15 protein-coding genes and 1 pseudogene are annotated in these 15,888 nt (G+C 61.8%); 2 read left to right on the top strand and 14 right to left on the bottom strand.

What is annotated here, in order from left to right; genetic code table 11:
• Positions 1 to 29: 29 nt before the first annotated feature.
• From hycI to PMX70_RS03985, 14 genes and pseudogenes are all read right to left on the bottom strand, one after another.
• A complete protein-coding gene (gene hycI / locus PMX70_RS04045) occupies positions 30 to 533 on the bottom strand; it encodes a hydrogenase maturation peptidase HycI (RefSeq protein WP_271742951.1) in 504 nt (167 codons plus the stop codon).
• Entirely contained in the window at positions 533 to 1,114 is a 582-nt protein-coding gene (locus tag PMX70_RS04040; RefSeq protein WP_195193050.1) for a formate hydrogenlyase maturation HycH family protein, read from the bottom strand. The genes hycI and PMX70_RS04040 overlap by 1 nt, the downstream gene beginning before the upstream one ends.
• Positions 1,115 to 1,897 carry an NADH-quinone oxidoreductase subunit B family protein gene (locus PMX70_RS04035; RefSeq protein WP_022095195.1) on the bottom strand — a complete coding sequence of 261 codons (783 nt, stop codon included), beginning with the start codon at positions 1,895 to 1,897 and terminating at the stop codon, positions 1,115 to 1,117. It abuts the gene before it with no gap.
• 2 nt (positions 1,898 to 1,899) lie between these two features.
• The gene (locus PMX70_RS04030; RefSeq protein WP_271742950.1) at positions 1,900 to 2,616 is read right to left on the bottom strand and encodes a formate hydrogenlyase complex iron-sulfur subunit; all 717 of its coding nucleotides are present in this window, start codon (positions 2,614 to 2,616) and stop codon (positions 1,900 to 1,902) included.
• A gap of 1 nt (position 2,617) precedes the next feature.
• A complete protein-coding gene (locus tag PMX70_RS04025) occupies positions 2,618 to 4,390 on the bottom strand; it encodes a hydrogenase large subunit (protein ID WP_022095197.1) in 1,773 nt (590 codons plus the stop codon).
• Positions 4,391 to 4,393: 3 nt separating this feature from the next.
• Positions 4,394 to 5,953: a hydrogenase 4 subunit F gene (locus PMX70_RS04020; protein ID WP_271742949.1), complete on the bottom strand. Its 1,560-nt coding sequence runs from the start codon at positions 5,951 to 5,953 to the stop codon at positions 4,394 to 4,396.
• A 3-nt stretch (positions 5,954 to 5,956) separates the two neighbouring features.
• Positions 5,957 to 6,610 carry a hydrogenase 4 membrane subunit gene (gene hyfE, locus PMX70_RS04015; protein ID WP_055286167.1) on the bottom strand — a complete coding sequence of 218 codons (654 nt, stop codon included), beginning with the start codon at positions 6,608 to 6,610 and terminating at the stop codon, positions 5,957 to 5,959.
• 13 nt (positions 6,611 to 6,623) lie between these two features.
• Positions 6,624 to 8,081, bottom strand: a complete 1,458-nt coding sequence (locus PMX70_RS04010; protein WP_271742948.1) for a hydrogenase 4 subunit D — start codon at positions 8,079 to 8,081, stop codon at positions 6,624 to 6,626.
• 15 nt (positions 8,082 to 8,096) lie between these two features.
• A complete protein-coding gene (locus PMX70_RS04005; RefSeq protein WP_022095201.1) occupies positions 8,097 to 9,023 on the bottom strand; it encodes a respiratory chain complex I subunit 1 family protein in 927 nt (308 codons plus the stop codon).
• Between the two features lie 12 nt (positions 9,024 to 9,035).
• The gene (gene hyfB, locus PMX70_RS04000) at positions 9,036 to 11,054 is read right to left on the bottom strand and encodes a hydrogenase 4 subunit B (protein ID WP_022095202.1); all 2,019 of its coding nucleotides are present in this window, start codon (positions 11,052 to 11,054) and stop codon (positions 9,036 to 9,038) included.
• Positions 11,047 to 11,664 carry a 4Fe-4S dicluster domain-containing protein gene (locus PMX70_RS03995; RefSeq protein WP_022095203.1) on the bottom strand — a complete coding sequence of 206 codons (618 nt, stop codon included), beginning with the start codon at positions 11,662 to 11,664 and terminating at the stop codon, positions 11,047 to 11,049. The genes hyfB and PMX70_RS03995 overlap by 8 nt, the downstream gene beginning before the upstream one ends.
• A gap of 78 nt (positions 11,665 to 11,742) precedes the next feature.
• Positions 11,743 to 13,830 (bottom strand): formate dehydrogenase subunit alpha, encoded by a 2,088-nt coding sequence (fdhF, locus tag PMX70_RS03990; protein WP_465038264.1) that lies wholly within the window; start codon positions 13,828 to 13,830, stop codon positions 11,743 to 11,745.
• A pseudogene (locus tag PMX70_RS10170) lies at positions 13,816 to 13,965 on the bottom strand (hypothetical protein); the annotation flags it as partial. The gene fdhF and the pseudogene PMX70_RS10170, both read right to left, overlap by 15 nt.
• A gap of 75 nt (positions 13,966 to 14,040) precedes the next feature.
• Positions 14,041 to 14,559, bottom strand: a complete 519-nt coding sequence (locus tag PMX70_RS03985) for a 4Fe-4S dicluster domain-containing protein (RefSeq protein ID WP_022095206.1) — start codon at positions 14,557 to 14,559, stop codon at positions 14,041 to 14,043.
• Between the two features lie 429 nt (positions 14,560 to 14,988).
• On the opposite strand from PMX70_RS03985, the gene PMX70_RS03980 reads away from it, so the two are divergent.
• Both PMX70_RS03980 and PMX70_RS03975 read left to right on the top strand, forming a co-directional pair.
• On the top strand, positions 14,989 to 15,312 hold the full coding sequence (locus PMX70_RS03980) for a type II toxin-antitoxin system RelB/DinJ family antitoxin (protein ID WP_138112252.1): 324 nt from the start codon (positions 14,989 to 14,991) through the stop codon (positions 15,310 to 15,312).
• On the top strand, positions 15,305 to 15,760 hold the full coding sequence (locus PMX70_RS03975) for a PIN domain-containing protein (RefSeq protein ID WP_271742946.1): 456 nt from the start codon (positions 15,305 to 15,307) through the stop codon (positions 15,758 to 15,760). Before PMX70_RS03980 ends, PMX70_RS03975 begins: the two co-directional genes overlap by 8 nt.
• Positions 15,761 to 15,888: the final 128 nt, after the last annotated feature.

Raw genomic sequence — 15,888 nt, 5'->3', positions numbered from 1 at the left:
TCTTTCCTATTCAGCAGAGGCAAGCGCTGCTATAGCTCCTGCCCCAAGCGGACAAAGTGGGAAAAGTCGTTGGCGGCCACGGCGTCGTACACGGCGTCGACGGCCTCAAAGACCTCCGGGGACATGGGGTTATAGAACTCCGTATCGCCCGGCTGAATCCCTATGAAGACGATATCTTCGCACGATTGCTCGATTTCTTCGATCAGAATCGACAAGGGAAGCGAATGCGTGGTAAACATCGACTTGCGGGCCACATCGCGTTTGTCGAGCAGGCGGATGGCGCCGACGGGCAGCGCCATGTCGGCGGCATCGACCAACACCAGGCGCGGCGGACGCTCGCGCTTGACCTCGATGATGTCGTCCTCGGGCGTTTGCCCACCGTCGATGGTGTACCAACCGGCGATGGGCGTGTCCTCCATCTTTTTGGAGAGCACGGGGCCGGCGGCATCGTCGGCGCGCAGCACGCTTCCCGCCGTGAGCACAATGCCCGCAAACGGGGCGCCGTTCACACGGCCATCCACAACGCGACCCATTACTGTAGCCTCCCCGTCAGATACACGCCCGACACATCGCGCACACGCTCAACCAGATCGCGAAACTTCATTAAGAACGCAACCTGCTGGGCATGCAGGCCAAAGTCGTCATCGAACACCGAGATGCCGGCCTTGGCCGAACCGCGAAAACCACGATCGTCGAGCAGCGTGTCGCAGGCCTCGAGCAACGACGGCACCGCCGCCTTGTCGAGCTGGCACTCGCCAAAGGAGCGGATGGCCTCGAACTTGGTCTTGGCCTCCCCCTCCGGCAGCGCGTCGACGAGCGAATAGAACACGTTCACCGGCACCGACAGGCGCGGCTCAAAGCAGTCGAGCACGCCGGTGTGGTGGCCCACGGCGAGCGTGTAGTACAGCACGTCGCAGGCCTCCTGGGGAACGTCTTCCTCGGTCTCCACAAACTTACGCGTGAGCTCATAGAAGACCACCTGGTCGGGCGTATGGCCCAGGCAGGGGTCGGCGACGCCCTCGGCGGCCTCGTCGCTTGCGCGCGAGGCATCGCCAAAGGAGCCGCCGAGCATACCGGGGCCCGCAAAGTAACCAGAGCGGTCCGTGAGCTCCATCTAGCGACCTCCGGCCAGCACCAGATCCTGCAGCGCCGAGTAGACCTCAACGCGGCGAGGATCATCTTGCTTGTCGATGAGCAGCGCCATAGCACCGCGGATATCGCCCTTGGGCGCGCCCTCGAGCGTATCCATAAACTCATTGGCCAGGTCGCGGCCGTAACGGTAGCCGCTCATGGCGCGAGCTTCGCGCTCGATGGCAACGCGCAGCTTGTACGGCACGCCGGGGTGCAGGATATCGGCCTGCTCGCCGGCGGCCTCCACCGTGGTCTCGGCATGGAGCTTTTGGTCCAGCAGACCGAGCGCCATGGCAAAGCCGTAGATGGTCTGCGCGGGGCTAGGCGGGCAGCCGGGGATGTAGACATCGACCGGCAGAATCTTGTCCGTGCCGCCCCAGACGCAGTAGTTGTCGTAGAAGATGCCGCCGGTGCAGCCGCACGCGCCATAGGACACCACGATCTTGGGATCGGGTGCGGCCTCAAAAGCGCGCAGGGCCGGCATGCGCATGGCACGCGTCACGGCACCGGTGTACAGCAGCACGTCGGCGTGACGGGGCGAGGGCACGACCTTGATGCCAAAGCGCTCGACGTCGAAGACGGGCGTGATGGAACCGAAGATCTCGATCTCGCAGCCGTTGCAGCCGCCGCAGTCAACGCGGTAGACGTACACCGAGCGCTTGATCTTCTTAAGAAGGGTCGCCTTGGCCTTCTCGATACTCTCGTCGAGCTCGATCTTGGTCGGGCGGTACTGAAGCCGCTCGGGCAAAAGCGTGGGTTCGGCCATGGTTACTCCTCCTTCGTATCAAAATCCATGATGATGCCCTCGACCGGTGCAGGTCCAGCGGGGATCTCGGGCGCATCGGGGTTGAGCTCGCGGTCGACATACTCCGGGTTCACGCCGTGGCCGCCCAGATACTCCATGCCGGGGCCCTGGGGCTCACCGGACGCAAGCGTCTCGTTGGCAGCCATGCCGCGCGCGTTGCCGGTCTTTACGGCCGAGGCGGCGCGCAGGGCGTCGAGCTCGCGCTTGCACTCCTGGCACATACCGACGGTACGGGCGGCCTGCTCGGCCTCCATGCCGCCGGCCTTTTGCAGCAGGCGCTTAGCGTAGTCGATCTCCTTGTGCGGGGCAAACGGCTTGCCGCAACGCGAGCAGTGCTCGAGCGTGTAGAGGCTCTTGCTGGTGAGGTCGTCCTTGCTCATGACGGCCAGCTCAAACTCCTCGGTGAGCTTGATGGCCTCCATGGGGCAGGCTTCCTCGCAACGACCGCAGAAGATGCAGCGACCGTAGTCGATCGACCAGGTGATGGTATCGGCCGCAAGGTCGGTGTCCATGCGAATGGCATCGGCCGGGCACGCCACGCCGCAGGCACCGCAGGCGATGCAGAGCTCCGCGTTGTGCTCGGGCTTGCCGCGCATGTCCTTGTTGGTGGGAAACGGCGCAAACGGGTACTTGACCGTTGCGTCGCCTGCCTTGGCGTTAACCTTCCAAAGCTTCAGCATATTAGAGCGCCTCCTCATCGAGCGGAGCGGCCATGGTGCCCTCGCCCGCAAGCGGCGACTTGTCGCGCCAGACGTTCTCGAACTGCTCCTTGTCGAGCACGTGGTCGCGCTTGGCGGCGACATCGGTCACCGTCACGCGGTCGGTGCAGGAGTAGCACGGGTCGAGCGAGCCGACGATCAGCGCCGCATCGCCCACGGTGTTGCCGCGGAACATGTAGCGCAGGACCGGCCAGTTGCTGTACGTGGCGGCCTTGGCGCGCCAGCGGTAGCACTTCTGGTTGTTGCCGAGCATGGCCCAGTGCACGTCCTCGCCGCGCGGCGCCTCGGTGGCGCCGATGGCGTACTTGTGCGGGGTGTACTCCCAATCCGTGGTAAGGATGGGGCCCGACGGGCAGTTCTCGAGCATGGTCTCGATCATATCGATCGAATCGTAGACCTCCTGGATGCGAACGGCGGTACGGCCGAAGGCATCGCAGGTGTCGGCCGTAGCGGCGTGCATCTTTTGGACGTCCGGATCGGCGTAGCCGTCGAAGGGATGGTCAAAGCGCACGTCGCGGGCATAGCCCGAGCCACGCATGAGCGGGCCGACCGGCGAGAAGTCGCGTGCGATCTTGCGGTCCAGAATGCCGATGCCACTCGTACGCTCGATAAAGTTGGGCGTAGAGAGCAGCACGTCGACGAGTTCTTGAACCTCGGAGCGCAGCTGGTGGATGGTCGTGAGCGTGGAGAGCTTCTGCTCGGCCAAAATGTCGCGACGCACGCCGCCGATCACGTTGAGACCGTAGGTCTTGCGGTGACCGGAGAGCTTCTCGGCCAGGTCCATAGACTTCTCGCGGACGCGGAAGAACTGCTGGAAGCCGGAGTCGAAGCCGGTGTAGTGCGATGCGAGGCCAATATTGAGCAGGTGTGAGTGCAGACGCTCGACCTCAAGCATGATGGCGCGGATATACTGGGCGCGCGGCGGGACATGAATGCCCTGGGCGCGCTCGACGGCCTCGGCATAGGCCACCGAGTGAGCGCAGCCGCAGATGCCGCAGATACGGTCGGCGAGGAACGTCACGGCGTCATAGTTCAGGCGCGTCTCGGCGACCTTCTCCATGCCGCGGTGCACGTAGAACAGACGGTAGTCGGCATCGACAATCGTCTCGCCCTCGACGAACAGGCGGAAGTGGCCAGGCTCGTCGGAGGTAATGTGCAGCGGGCCCATGGGGACGAGCGTGGTCTCCTTGCCCTTGGTGTCGGCCAAGAACTCGTAGTTTTCCATGTCGCTCGCGGGAGCGGGACGGAAGCGGTAGTCCATGGAGTCCTTGCGCAGCGGGTACAGGCCGCTGGGCCAGTCATCGGGCAGTACCAGGCGGCGACGGTCGGGCAGACCCTCGGGGATCAGGCCGAACATGTCGCGCAGCTCGCGCTCACCCCACACGCAGGCGGGGACGAACGGCGTCACGGACGGGAACGTCATCTTGGCGGGATCGACCTCGGTGCGCACGGTCACCCAGCCGGGGTCCTCCCCCTCCATGGAGATGACGTAATACACGGCGTAACGGCCGCACAGACTGCGCTCGTCGTTGCCGATGATCACGGGAATCCAGCCGTAGCGCTCGTAATACAGGTAGTGGACGGCCTCGGGCAGCTTGTCCTGCTTGACGGTAATCGTCAGCTGGTCCTCGCACTGCCACTCGACCTTCTCGATGCAGCCCGGAACGGCGCGGCGCAGGGCCTCGACATGGCTCTCGCAGCGGCGGGCGTAGACCTTATTCTCAGTTTCAATCATTCGTTACTCCACCTCGCTCTGAGCGGTCTCGGTACCGAACACAGCGCGGTACATCGGCGTCGCGTGAAGTTCCTCGGTGCTCTGCTCGAGCACGATGCCGGTCGCGGTCTCCACACCGTGCACGAGGGGCAGCGGGGTGGCGATGCCAAACCACAAGATCATGACAGCCAGGATGATTTCGGGGATAAGCATGAGCGCCGGGGCCTCATGCTTGCCCATGCCCTGGGGCGCATGGCCGAATACCGACTTGAGTGCGATACGGGTGAGCGCGGAGATTGCCACGGTAAGACCGAGGGCGACCACGACGACCAGCCACATGGGGCCGGCGGTAACACCGGCGACAAAAGTCAGGAACTCGGAGATAAACATGCCAAAGGGCGGGAAGGCGGCAAGACCGAGCAGCGCCAGGATGGCGAGCGCAGCGGTTGCAGGGGCAACCTCGACGACGCCCTGGATCTTGGCCAAGCTACGCGTGCCAAAGGCGTGCTGAATGTTACCGGACACGCAGAAGGCAAGCGTCTTGGTAAAGCCGTGGAACACGCAGTGCAGCAGGGCCGCGGCGATACCCAGAGGGCCACCGATACCCAGGCACAGGGCGATAACACCCACGTTCTCCACAGACGAGTACGCAAAGCGGCGCTTGAGGTCGTCCTGGCGAAACATCGAAAGCGCCGCCACCAAAATGGACAGCGTGCCGACGATCAACAGCAAAAGCTGCGGATACTCGGCGCCCACGGCCTGGATGGTAAAGCCGTAGAAGCGCATGATCACAAGCATGGCGCACTTAAGCAGCACGCCCGAGAGCAGGGCCGAGACAGGGCTCGGGGCCTGGGAGTGGGCATCGGGCAGCCAAGTGTGCATGGGGAACAGGCCGGCCTTGGTGCCAAAGCCGATCACGATAAACGCAAAGGCGAGGCGCATGAGCGTCGGGTCGAACTGGTCGGCATACGGCAGCACGCACGACAGGAATGCGGCCTCGTGGGCGTTGGGAATCACGTCGGCGGCGTTGGCGTAGATCAGCAGCGTACCGAACAGGCCAAAGGCCACGCCGGCGGTGCAGACCATCGCATACTTCCAAGAAGCCTCGAGGGCCGTCTTGTTCTTGTAGATACCCACGAGGAACACAGTGGAAAGCGTGGTTGCCTCCACGGCGGCCCACGTGAGGATCATGTTGTTGGACAGGCACGCGAGCAGCATGGTGAACACGAACAGGCTAAACAGCGCAAAATACTGCTTGGCGCGCTCGGCGGGCATGGAGCCCTCCTCGATATCGGCCTTTACATAGGGCAGCGAGAACAGCCCCGTGAGAAAACCGATAAAGCCTATGAGCAGCACAAAGATGGCGCCCAGCGAATCGAGGTGGAACCACAGGCCAAGAGCGCTCGCGGTGTCGCCGCTCATAAGGACGTTACCGGCCGTCATAATCGACAGCACCAGGACGGCTGCGACGGAGACCAGGTTGAGACCGGCAAACACGTTATAGGACGTGTTCTTGGGCAAAAACGCCATGACCAGCGAGAACACCAAAGGAGTCGCGAGCAGGGCGAGAATCAACGTTTCCATGGACTACCCCCTCAGCTCGGACAGGTCGCGCGCATCGAGCGAGTGGGAGTCGTCCCAAATGCGACGCACGACGATGGACATGATGATGACGGCAAAGATGGCGTCGGTGGCGATACCGATCTCGATGATCTCGGGAGCGGTGGGGGCCAAAAGCGCGAGCGTCACATGGCTGCCGTTTTCCATAAGGCAGTATCCAAAGATCTGCTTCATGATGTTGCGCTGCGAGATGATGCAGGTGAGGCCCACAAAGAAGTGAGCGAAGCTAATAGCGAGCGCAGGCGTTGCGACCTCGGCCGTGGGCAGGCTGATCTGCGTCACGACGGCAAAGCAAATCGCGACCTCCACGGCGATGATGCAAATGGCCCATGCGGGCTTAAGGCCGGCCTTGAGCGATGCGTCGCTCGGCTCGCCCATCTTCTTGTATGCGCGGTTGAGGATGTAAGGGACCAGGACGACCTTGGTGATAAAGGCAGATCCAGCCCACATAAGCAGCTCCTGCGCGCCGGTAGTGACACCGAGCGTGGCGAGCAGCCCCACGAGCACCAGCGACTGCACCGCATACCAGCTGATGGCGTGCTTGATGTTCTTTGAGACGACCACCATGGTGGACGTGACGATCAGAAGGCCGCCAAGGATGTTGACGATCGAATAACCCATGTCGTTCTACCTCCTAACCGATCCAGCTGGCCGAAAGCGGGCCGCTGACGATGACCATGATGATGAGTACGATGAACACGAATGCCATTGCCTTGGGGAGCGGTGCACCAGCGGCGACTTCCTCGCTCGGCTCACCGGGCAGGCAATAGCCCATCCACTTGAGGAACCAGGCAAAGGTGGCGACGGTCTCGGCGACCATGATGCACACGAGCACAAGAATCGCGACGTTGCCGGCACCAACGGAAAAGCCGCCGGCGATAATCTGGAACTTCGAGAAGAACGTGTTCATGGGCGGCACGCCGGCAATGGCGAGCGCCGCCACACCAAAGCCCACACCCGAGATCGGGTACTTCTTTACGATGCCGCGCAGCTTGGGCAGCATACGCGTGCCGAGCGTAAAGGAGAACGAACCCGCGATCAGGAAGAACAGGGTCTTGGCGAAGGCGTGGTTAAAGATGTGGCACACGGCACCATCGAAGGCGAGCTGGCTGCCAAAGACCGAAAGGCCCAGACCAAAGAACACATAGGAGAGCTGGGCGATCGTGGAGAAGGCCAGCAGGCGCTTCATGTCCTTTTGCGGCAGGTACATCAGGAAGCCAAAGAGCATGGTGACCATGGCGTTGATAATGGCGACCCAGCCCACGATCTCGGGAATCTCGCCGGCAGAGACGAGTGCGCGCGCGAACACGCACACGCCGACCTTAACCATCGAGGCACCATGCAGGTAGGCCGAAACAGGCGTCGGCGCCTCCATGGCCGAAGGCAGCCACATGTACATGGGAACCTGTGCGGACTTGGCCCAGGCCGCAAACAGCACGAGCAAAAGGACGATAGCCTTGAGCTTGGCGTCGAGGCCGGCAATCGCGGTAATGGCGAAGGTGCCGGTGTGGGCAAACACGATGGCGGCGCCCAGATACAGGCCGAGCGCACCGATATGCGTAATGATCAGGGCCTTCATGCCGGCCTTCTTGGCCGTAGGCGACATATAGTAGCTGATGAGGCCCCAAGAGCAGGCACCCGTGATCTCAAAGAACACGAGCTGACCCAAAAGGGTCGAGCTGTACACGAGGCCGGCCATGGCACCGATGAAGGTCGCGAGATACGCGTAGAAGCGACGACGCGGTGCGTCGGGATGCTCACGGTTATTCTCGCTCATATAGGGAATCGAATAGATCACGACAAGCAGGCCGATACCCACAAAGGCGGGCGCGAGGAGCGTGCTCATGCGATCGAAGGTGAATCCCATGACGAGGGTCTGCCCAAACGAGATCAGGGGGACCTGCGTGTCGGGCATGCCGGCGCCAGCGAAATTCGCGGCGAGGGCGATGGTGCAGGCCGTCGAGACGGCGGCACCCAAAACGCTGAACCACTTGGCGTACGGACGGGGGAACAGGGCGACGAGCACCGAGGCCACCATCGGGGCCGCGATAGCGACCAAGCCGAGAAGGGACAGACTGACTGCAAATGACATTGTTTCTCCCTTCTCCTACACGCCGACGACCACGAAGACAAACGCCAGAACGGCGATGCCCACGACGGCCCAGGTCTGATTACCGAGTACCTTAAAACGCGAGCGCGAGCAGGAGTTCTCGATCACGCCGCACACGACAAAGTCGATAAGGCACTTCACCAGGAAGATGACGGCGCCCAGAACGGCGGCGGCGCCCACGGTCGCGGGCTCGCCCCAGGGGACGAAGATCGCGCAGAACCAAGCGACGACCAGAACCTGTTTCATAGACATGGCAAGCTTGGCCATGGCGAGCGACGGGCCGGAAAGCTCGGCGAGCGGACCTTCCTGAAGCTCTTGCTCGGCCTCGGCCTGATCAAACGGCAGCTTGCCGAGTTCCATGTAGCAGGCAATCGCAAAGGCGATGCCGGCGAGGATCACGGCGACCGGCGCGTCGATGGCGCCCGTCATGATGTGCTGGCCCATGGTGGCGATGTCAGTGGAGCCGCACACCAGGGCGGCGGCAAACAGCGCCAGCAGCATGGACGGCTCGATGAGCACGCTCATGAGCAGCTCGCGGACGCCGCCGATACCGGCGTAGGCGTTGGACGAATCCACACCGCAGAGGGCGAAGAAGAAGCGGGCGAGCGCCAGGCTGTACATGATGGTGATGGCGTCACCAAAGACCGGGATGGGGCTTTGTGCCGTAAAGAGCGGCAGACCCATCGCGAGCATAAAGGCGACGGCGAAGAACAGCGGCGGCATGATGCGCAGCGCAAAGCTCGCATCCTCGCTCTGGGACTCGGGGCGCGCAAAGAGCTTGGCCAGGTCGCGATAGTCCTGCATGATGCTGGGGCCGCGACGGTTGTGCATCTTGGCGCGGATCACGCGGCCGAGACCGGAGAAGAACGGTGCGACGGCCATGACGACCACGCCCTGCAGAACGGCAAGTACGATGTTGTTCATGCTCTCCCCTCCTTAACCCATTTGCACGGCGAGCACGAGGAACACCACGAGTGCCGCGACGATGTAGCAGATATAGATGCTGTAGTTGCCGCCCTCGAGCTTAGTCGCGAGGTCGGCGAGCTTCTCGACACCCTTATGCGGGGCATCGACGAGAACCTTGTCGGGTACGGGCTCCACAGCCTCGGCCACACCGGTGAGCTTCTGGAAGAAGTGCGCGATGGACCAGCAGACGGCCGTGCAGCGGTCGCGCAGCGTGTAGAGAGGCTGCATAAACCAGGACACCTCGGAGGCAAAGGTCGTGGCCACGACGGGCATATGCTCGTTGGGAGCATAGCCGCACGCCCACGGCTGGGACTTCTGCACCTTGCCGACGGTCTTGAGCTTGCGATAACCGCAGGCAAGGCCGACGAGCACCACGAGCGCAATAGCGATCGCGGGCGTGGAGGTGGCAGCGCCGGAGTACTGGTTCATGAGCTCCATGCCCTCGGCGGCAAACACGCCACCGTACGGATGCAGCACGGACGCGGCGACATCGACCAGCACGGGCGCGATCACGGGAGCGCCAATGCCCAGCACGACGCAGATGGCCGCAAGCAGGCCCTGCGCAAACACCATGGGGGCGGGAACCTCCTTGGCATTGGCCGCGGCCTCGGAGCGGGGCGCGGAGGCAAAGGAGACGCCATAGGCCTTGACGAAGCACGTAACAGCCAGCGCGCCGGTAATGGCGAGCGCGACGGCAGCGAACACGGCCACGATCATGACGGCCTTGTCGCCCTGCATGGCGGCATTAAACAGCGACTGGTAGGTAAACCACTCGGACACAAAGCCGTTGAAGGGCGGGATGGCCGAGATGGCAAGCGCGCCAACGAGGAAACAGATGGCCGTTGCCGGCATACGACGGAACAGGCCGCCCATCTTCTCCATATTGCGCGTACCCGTGGAGTACAGCAGCGCACCGGCGCCCAAGAACAGCTCGCCCTTAAACATCGCGTGGTTAAACGTGTGGTAGAGGGCGGCCATCAGGGCCAGGACGGCGATGCCGACAGAGTTGAGCGCCATGGCGGCCATGGAGGCGCCGACGCCGAGCAGAATGATGCCGATGTTCTCGACGGAGTGATAGGCCAGCAGGCGCTTGATGTCATGCTCCTGCAGGGCGAAGGCCACGCCGAGGACCGACGAGATCGCACCGAAGACCATGACCATAAGGCCCCACCAGACCTGAACGCCCGAGGCGGAGAGCAGGTCGAGACCAACCTTGAGGATACCGAAGATACCGATCTTGATCATGCCGCCGGACATGAGGGCCGACACGTTGGACGGCGCCTCGGGATGTGCCTTGGGCAGCCAGCCGTGCAGCGGGATGATACCGGCCTTGGCGCCAAAGCCAAAGAAGGCGAGCACGAAGCACACGGATGCGACCGCGGGGCTAAACTGCGTGGCGCGGAAATCCGCAAAGGCAAACGAGCCACCGGCGAAGTTGGTCATGGTGAGGAAGCTCGCCATGATGAGCACAAAGCCCACGTGAGCGATCACAAAGTAGAGCCAACCGCCGTGAATGGAGTTCTCGTTCTCCTCGATCACGACCAGGAAGTACGAGGTCAGCGACATGAGCTCAAAGGCGACCAGGAACCAAAACACGTTGTCGGCGGTGATGACGAGCATCATGGACGCCACGAAGGTGTTAAAGAAGAAGCCGGCGCGGCCCTTTTTGCCCGGGTACTCATCAAAGTAGTTGAGACCGTAGATCGAACCGGCAAACGCGAGCACCGAGATGAGCGCCACGAACAGACCGGACAGCTGATTGAGCAGCAGCTGGAAATGGGCAAACGGGAAGAACACGATGGTGTCGACCGACGTGACATCGCCCAGCACGGCCTGGATACCGGCCACAAACGAAAGCACCGCGGCGGCGGCGCCGATAAGGCAGCCGGCGGTTTTGGCAGCGTTATCGGCCTTGATCAGCAGAACCGAGGCGAGCGCACCGATGCACGAGACGGCAAGCGATGCGATAAACAGCGTCATGCTATCCATTGTTTACGCTCCCTTCTGCTTTCTCGGACAGGCCCTGGGCCACAGCGGTAACGTCGACGACAGGACCGTTTTCGATCGAACGCAGGCGCTTGGCCTCGTCGAGCTCGCGATCGGCCGCGCCGCCCATGACGGTCAGCGCCTTGGTGGGGCACGCCGCCACACAATGCGGGCCGTCTGGATCGAAGGCGCACAGGTCGCACTTGACAGCGCAGGTGTACTGGCCAGGAGCCCACGTAAGCAGGCTGCTCAGGGACTTAGGATACGAAGGCGTCGGATCGCACATGCCTGCGACACCGGCGATAGACGTGCCATCGGGATGGATGGCTCCGAAGGGGCACGCGATGGCGCACAGCCTGCACCCGATGCACTCCTGCTCCTTGACGTGGATGCGGTCGCCATCGTGCTCGATGGCATTCACCGGGCAAACCTCGGCGCAGGGGGCACCCTCGCAATGGTGGCAGGCAAGGGCGGCCGAAATACCGCCGGTCTTCACGAGCGCCAGGCGCGGCGTATCCTGAAGACCCTGCATCCGGTGGGCGTCGGCACAGGCGGACTGGCATGTTCCGCAGCCGATGCACCTCTCCGGGTTGATGTCGATGAAGCGGTTCATCCCCACTTCCTTTCAAAATAACGGGCCGGGCTCCCGAACGTACGGGACGCCCGGCCCAAAAAGCCAACGAGAACGGGACTACACGATTTGATTCACGTGTGTCTCGTCGTCGAACTTGGCGGCGCCGGGCTCAACGTCCTGGGGAGCGGCGGCGTCGACCAGAGCCTGCTTGAGCTCGGTGTACTGACGCTCGACCTCGCCCTCGGCCCAGACCTGGTCGGCGATAGCGTCGACCTGGCAGGCGGAGAACTTGTCCTCGGGCGTGTGCGAGACCGGGTCGACCTTGTGCATGGTCAGCTCGTTGCACTTGCCGATCCACCACTGGTAGGTCATATAGACCGTGCCCTTGTTGATACGGTCGCTCACGTCGGCTCGGCTGTATACCTGGCCGCGGCGGCTGTGAATCGAGACGATGTCGCCATTCTTGATGCCGCGTACCTCGGCGTCCGCGGGATTCATGCGGACAAAGCCGGGCTCGTCGGCGAGCAGTGCCAGCGTCTTGCAGTTGCCGGTCATCGAGCGGCAGCTGTAGTGGCCGACCTCGCGGACGGTGCACAGGATGAGCGGGTACTCATCATCGGGAAGCTCGGAGGGCGCCTCCCAGTCGTGCGCCATCAGGTTGGCGCGGCCGTCCTTGGTGGTGAACTTGCCACCAGCGAACATGTCGGGCGTACCGTGGTCGTTCACATCGGTGCTCTTGACGGGCCACTGGGCGTAGCCGCCCTCGGGAGCCATCTTCTCGTAGGTCGCGCCCACAAAGTTGGGGCACAGGCTAATGCACTCGTTCCAGATCTGCTCGGTGTTGTCGTAGTGCATGGGGTAGCCCATACGCGTAGACAGGTCCGCGAAGATCTCCCAGTCGTGGCGGCACTCGCCCTTGGGCGGAACAGCCGCATCAAAGTGCTGGAAGCTACGGTCGGATGCGGTAAAGACACCCTCGTGCTCGCCCCAGGAAGTGGCAGGCAGGATGACGTCGGCGAGCATGGTCGTCTGCGTCATAAAGATGTCCTGGCAAATGAACAGATCCAGCTCGGAGAGCGTCTTGCGCATACCGGCCGAATCGGGCTCGGTCTGCACCGGGTCCTCGCCGTAGTTGTAGAAGCAGTGCACCTTGCCCTCGTCGACCAGGTGACCCAGGTCGGTGAGCTTGTAGCCCTCCTCGAGCGGGAGCTTTTCCTCGGGCACGCCCCAAGCCTTGGCAAACTTGGCACGCACTGCCGGGTCGGTGACCTTCTGGTAGCCAGGGTACAGGTTAGGCAGCATGCCCATATCGCAGGAGCCCTGGACGTTGTTCTGACCACGCACGGGCGCGAGGCCGGAATTGGGTTTGCCGATCTGGCCGGCAACGCAGGCGATGGAGGCGATGGTGTGCACCGTCTTCAGGTTCTGCTTCTGCTGGCATACGCCCATGCCCCAGCCAATGATGGCAGAGGGCTTCGCCGTGGCGTACATCTCGGCAGCTTGGTGGATCAACGCGGGCTCGACACCCGTGATGTCCTGTACAGATTCGGGAGTGTAGTTCTTGATGGTCTCCCACCACTCGTCAAAGCCGTTCGTGTGCTCGGCGACGAATTCCTTGTCGTAGAGGCCATCGTTGACCAAGCAGTTGGCAAAGGCGTTGAGGAACGCAACGTTGCAACCGTTCTTGATCGGAAGGTAGAGATCGGCGATACGCGCGGTTTCGATATGGCGCGGATCGGCGACGATGATCTTGCAACCCTTTTCTTTGGCTCGCACGATACGCCTTGCGACGATGGGGTGCGAATCGGCAGGGTTATAGCCGAAGAGGAAAATGCAGCCCGCATCCTCCATACCGGGGATGGAGCATGACATGCAACCTGAACCAACCGTGTCCATCAGACCGAGGACAGTAGGGCCGTGTCAAGTACGGGCGCAGTTGTCCACGCTGTGGGTGCCGATGCACGCACGCGTAAACTTCTGCATGACGTAGTTCGCCTCATTGCCGCCGCCTCGCGAAGAGCCGGTGGTCATGACAGCGTTAGGACCATATTCGTCAATTATGGCCTGCATCTTAGATGCGGTGAAATCCAGTGCCTCGTCCCAGCTTACGCGCTCAAGATCCGCACCCTTAGTGCGGCGGATCATCGGGTGCAGTACGCGAGGAGTCAAGATCTTGGTGTCGTTGATGAAGTCGTAGCCGCTCATGCCCTTAAGGCACAGCTCGCTCTGGTTGGTGATGCCGTTGAGCGGTTCGGTGCCCACGACCTGGCCGTTTTGGACCAGGAGGTTAAACTGGCAACCGGCGCCGCAGTACGGGCAGATCACTTTATGCTTCTCCATGACACCCTCCTTCCTTTTTCTGCTACCGATTACTCGGTACTAATTTGACAAACATTGGGCTTGTCGCCCCAACGCTTACGCCTCGTTTTCGATGGTGGCGCGGGCACGCTCGGCAGTCAGTTCTGCCAGGCGTTCCTCGTCTACCAGGGTGAGGCCCTTGGTCGGGCACGCCTCGGCACACGCCGGACCGCCGGGACGGTCCACGCACAGGTCGCACTTGAGCACGAAGCTCTTGGTCTGCGAACCCACGCGAACGTCGCCCATCAAGACCGGAACCTGCGTGGTCGCCACGCTCACGGCGCCAAAGGGGCATGCCATGACGCAGCTCTTGCAGCCGATGCAGTTGTCCTCGTTGACGCCGATACGATGGTTCTTTGGATCAAAGAACAAGGCGCCCGTAGGACAGGCCTTCGCGCACGGGGCATCCTCGCAGTGATGGCAAGCCACCGGTGCGGAGATCTCGTACGTACGCGTCACGCGCAGGCGCGGCGCGGCGATGTTGCCGGGGATGTCGTGCGCCTCGATGCACGCCGCCATACAGGTTTGGCACCCAATGCAGCGTGAGGAATCGGCTACGACTCGTTTATTGCCCATGTTGTTCACTCCCTCCTGAATCCCATGCCGGAGAGACCCTGTCGACGTTGCCCCGGACCGCCCGTGGTCCGGCATCGGCGTATCGAGTGCATGCGGCGAAACAGGCACTTCGATAGAATTCCTCCAACGATATACAGGTTAAATATACGCAGTTGCAGGTGGCAAACTTGAGCATAGGCCCTGCAATACGGGTGTATTGCAGGGGTTTTGGCAGGTTGGAATTATTCTCTAGAAGCTATAAAGGTGAGTGTATTACATGCGTACATCCAAGGGAGATTTCACGCTCGTTTCTGAAGGATGTAGTACGTTTGTAATATCGTTTACACTCAATTACTCTAGTGCAATAAAGTAGTGGTTGTAAGATTGGCTATTATTAGCCGATGTTGTATTTGACTATTCAAATTGCACGCTCATTAAGGGAGGCCAGTGATGTCATCGACTCAAAAACGAGCCATCCTGCAGGTGCGCATTCGCGAGGAAGACAAGCAGCATGCCGAGCGTCTCTACGACGCCATGGGCACATCGCTCGCCGAGGCTGTCCGCTTATTTGTCGCGCAAAGCATTTTGATGCGCAAGCTCCCCTTTCAGCCGGTCGCCGTGCGCTCAAAGGACGGCACGGCCGCCTATGGACTGCTCAAAGCATACGGGGACCCCAATCGCCGCTCCGAGGAGCGCAATGCCTGGATTGAATACCTAGCCACAGAAAGCGACGAGTCGGTTTTGGGTCCCGAGGAAGTAGATATCCATGAGTAGCACCATCATCGACGAGACCGTCATCCTACGTTACCTGCTTGACGACGACGAAGTCCTGTCACCGCGCGCCGCCAAGGTCATCGCCACGCGTACCGCTCGTGTCTACCCCGAAATCATCACGCGCGTCGTGGTCACGCTGCGCGACGTCTATAAGGTTCCCCGAGTTGAAATCGCGTCGGCCATGACCAAGCTGCTCGATGACGTCATGGTTGATGAGCCCACCGTTATCGCCCTTGGTATCAAACTGTTTGGCAAAACGCATATGGACTTTACCGACTGTCTGCTTGCCGCCCGTACCGCCATCTATAACGACGACGTCGTGAGCTTTGGCAAGCCCATCATCCAAGGCATGATCGACTACCGCCGCCAGCGCCAAACCGCCGCCGATGCCCGCAGCCGAAGCACCGACTCCACTATCGACAAGCTCCGCCACCACGGTCGCCACTAACCGACAGACAACGGCATCGCCCGCCCCTCAGCCCCATCCCCTCCTCAGTTGCGGTGAAATACGGACTGTTTCATGCCTATAAAGGCCTCAACAGTCCGTATTTCACCGCAACTTATTAAAGATTGGCT

Origin of the sequence: Collinsella aerofaciens (assembly GCF_028206795.1) — a bacterium.
Classification (GTDB): Bacteria; Actinomycetota; Coriobacteriia; order Coriobacteriales; family Coriobacteriaceae; genus Collinsella; species Collinsella aerofaciens_AX.
This window is presented reverse-complemented; position numbering and strand designations above follow the sequence as displayed.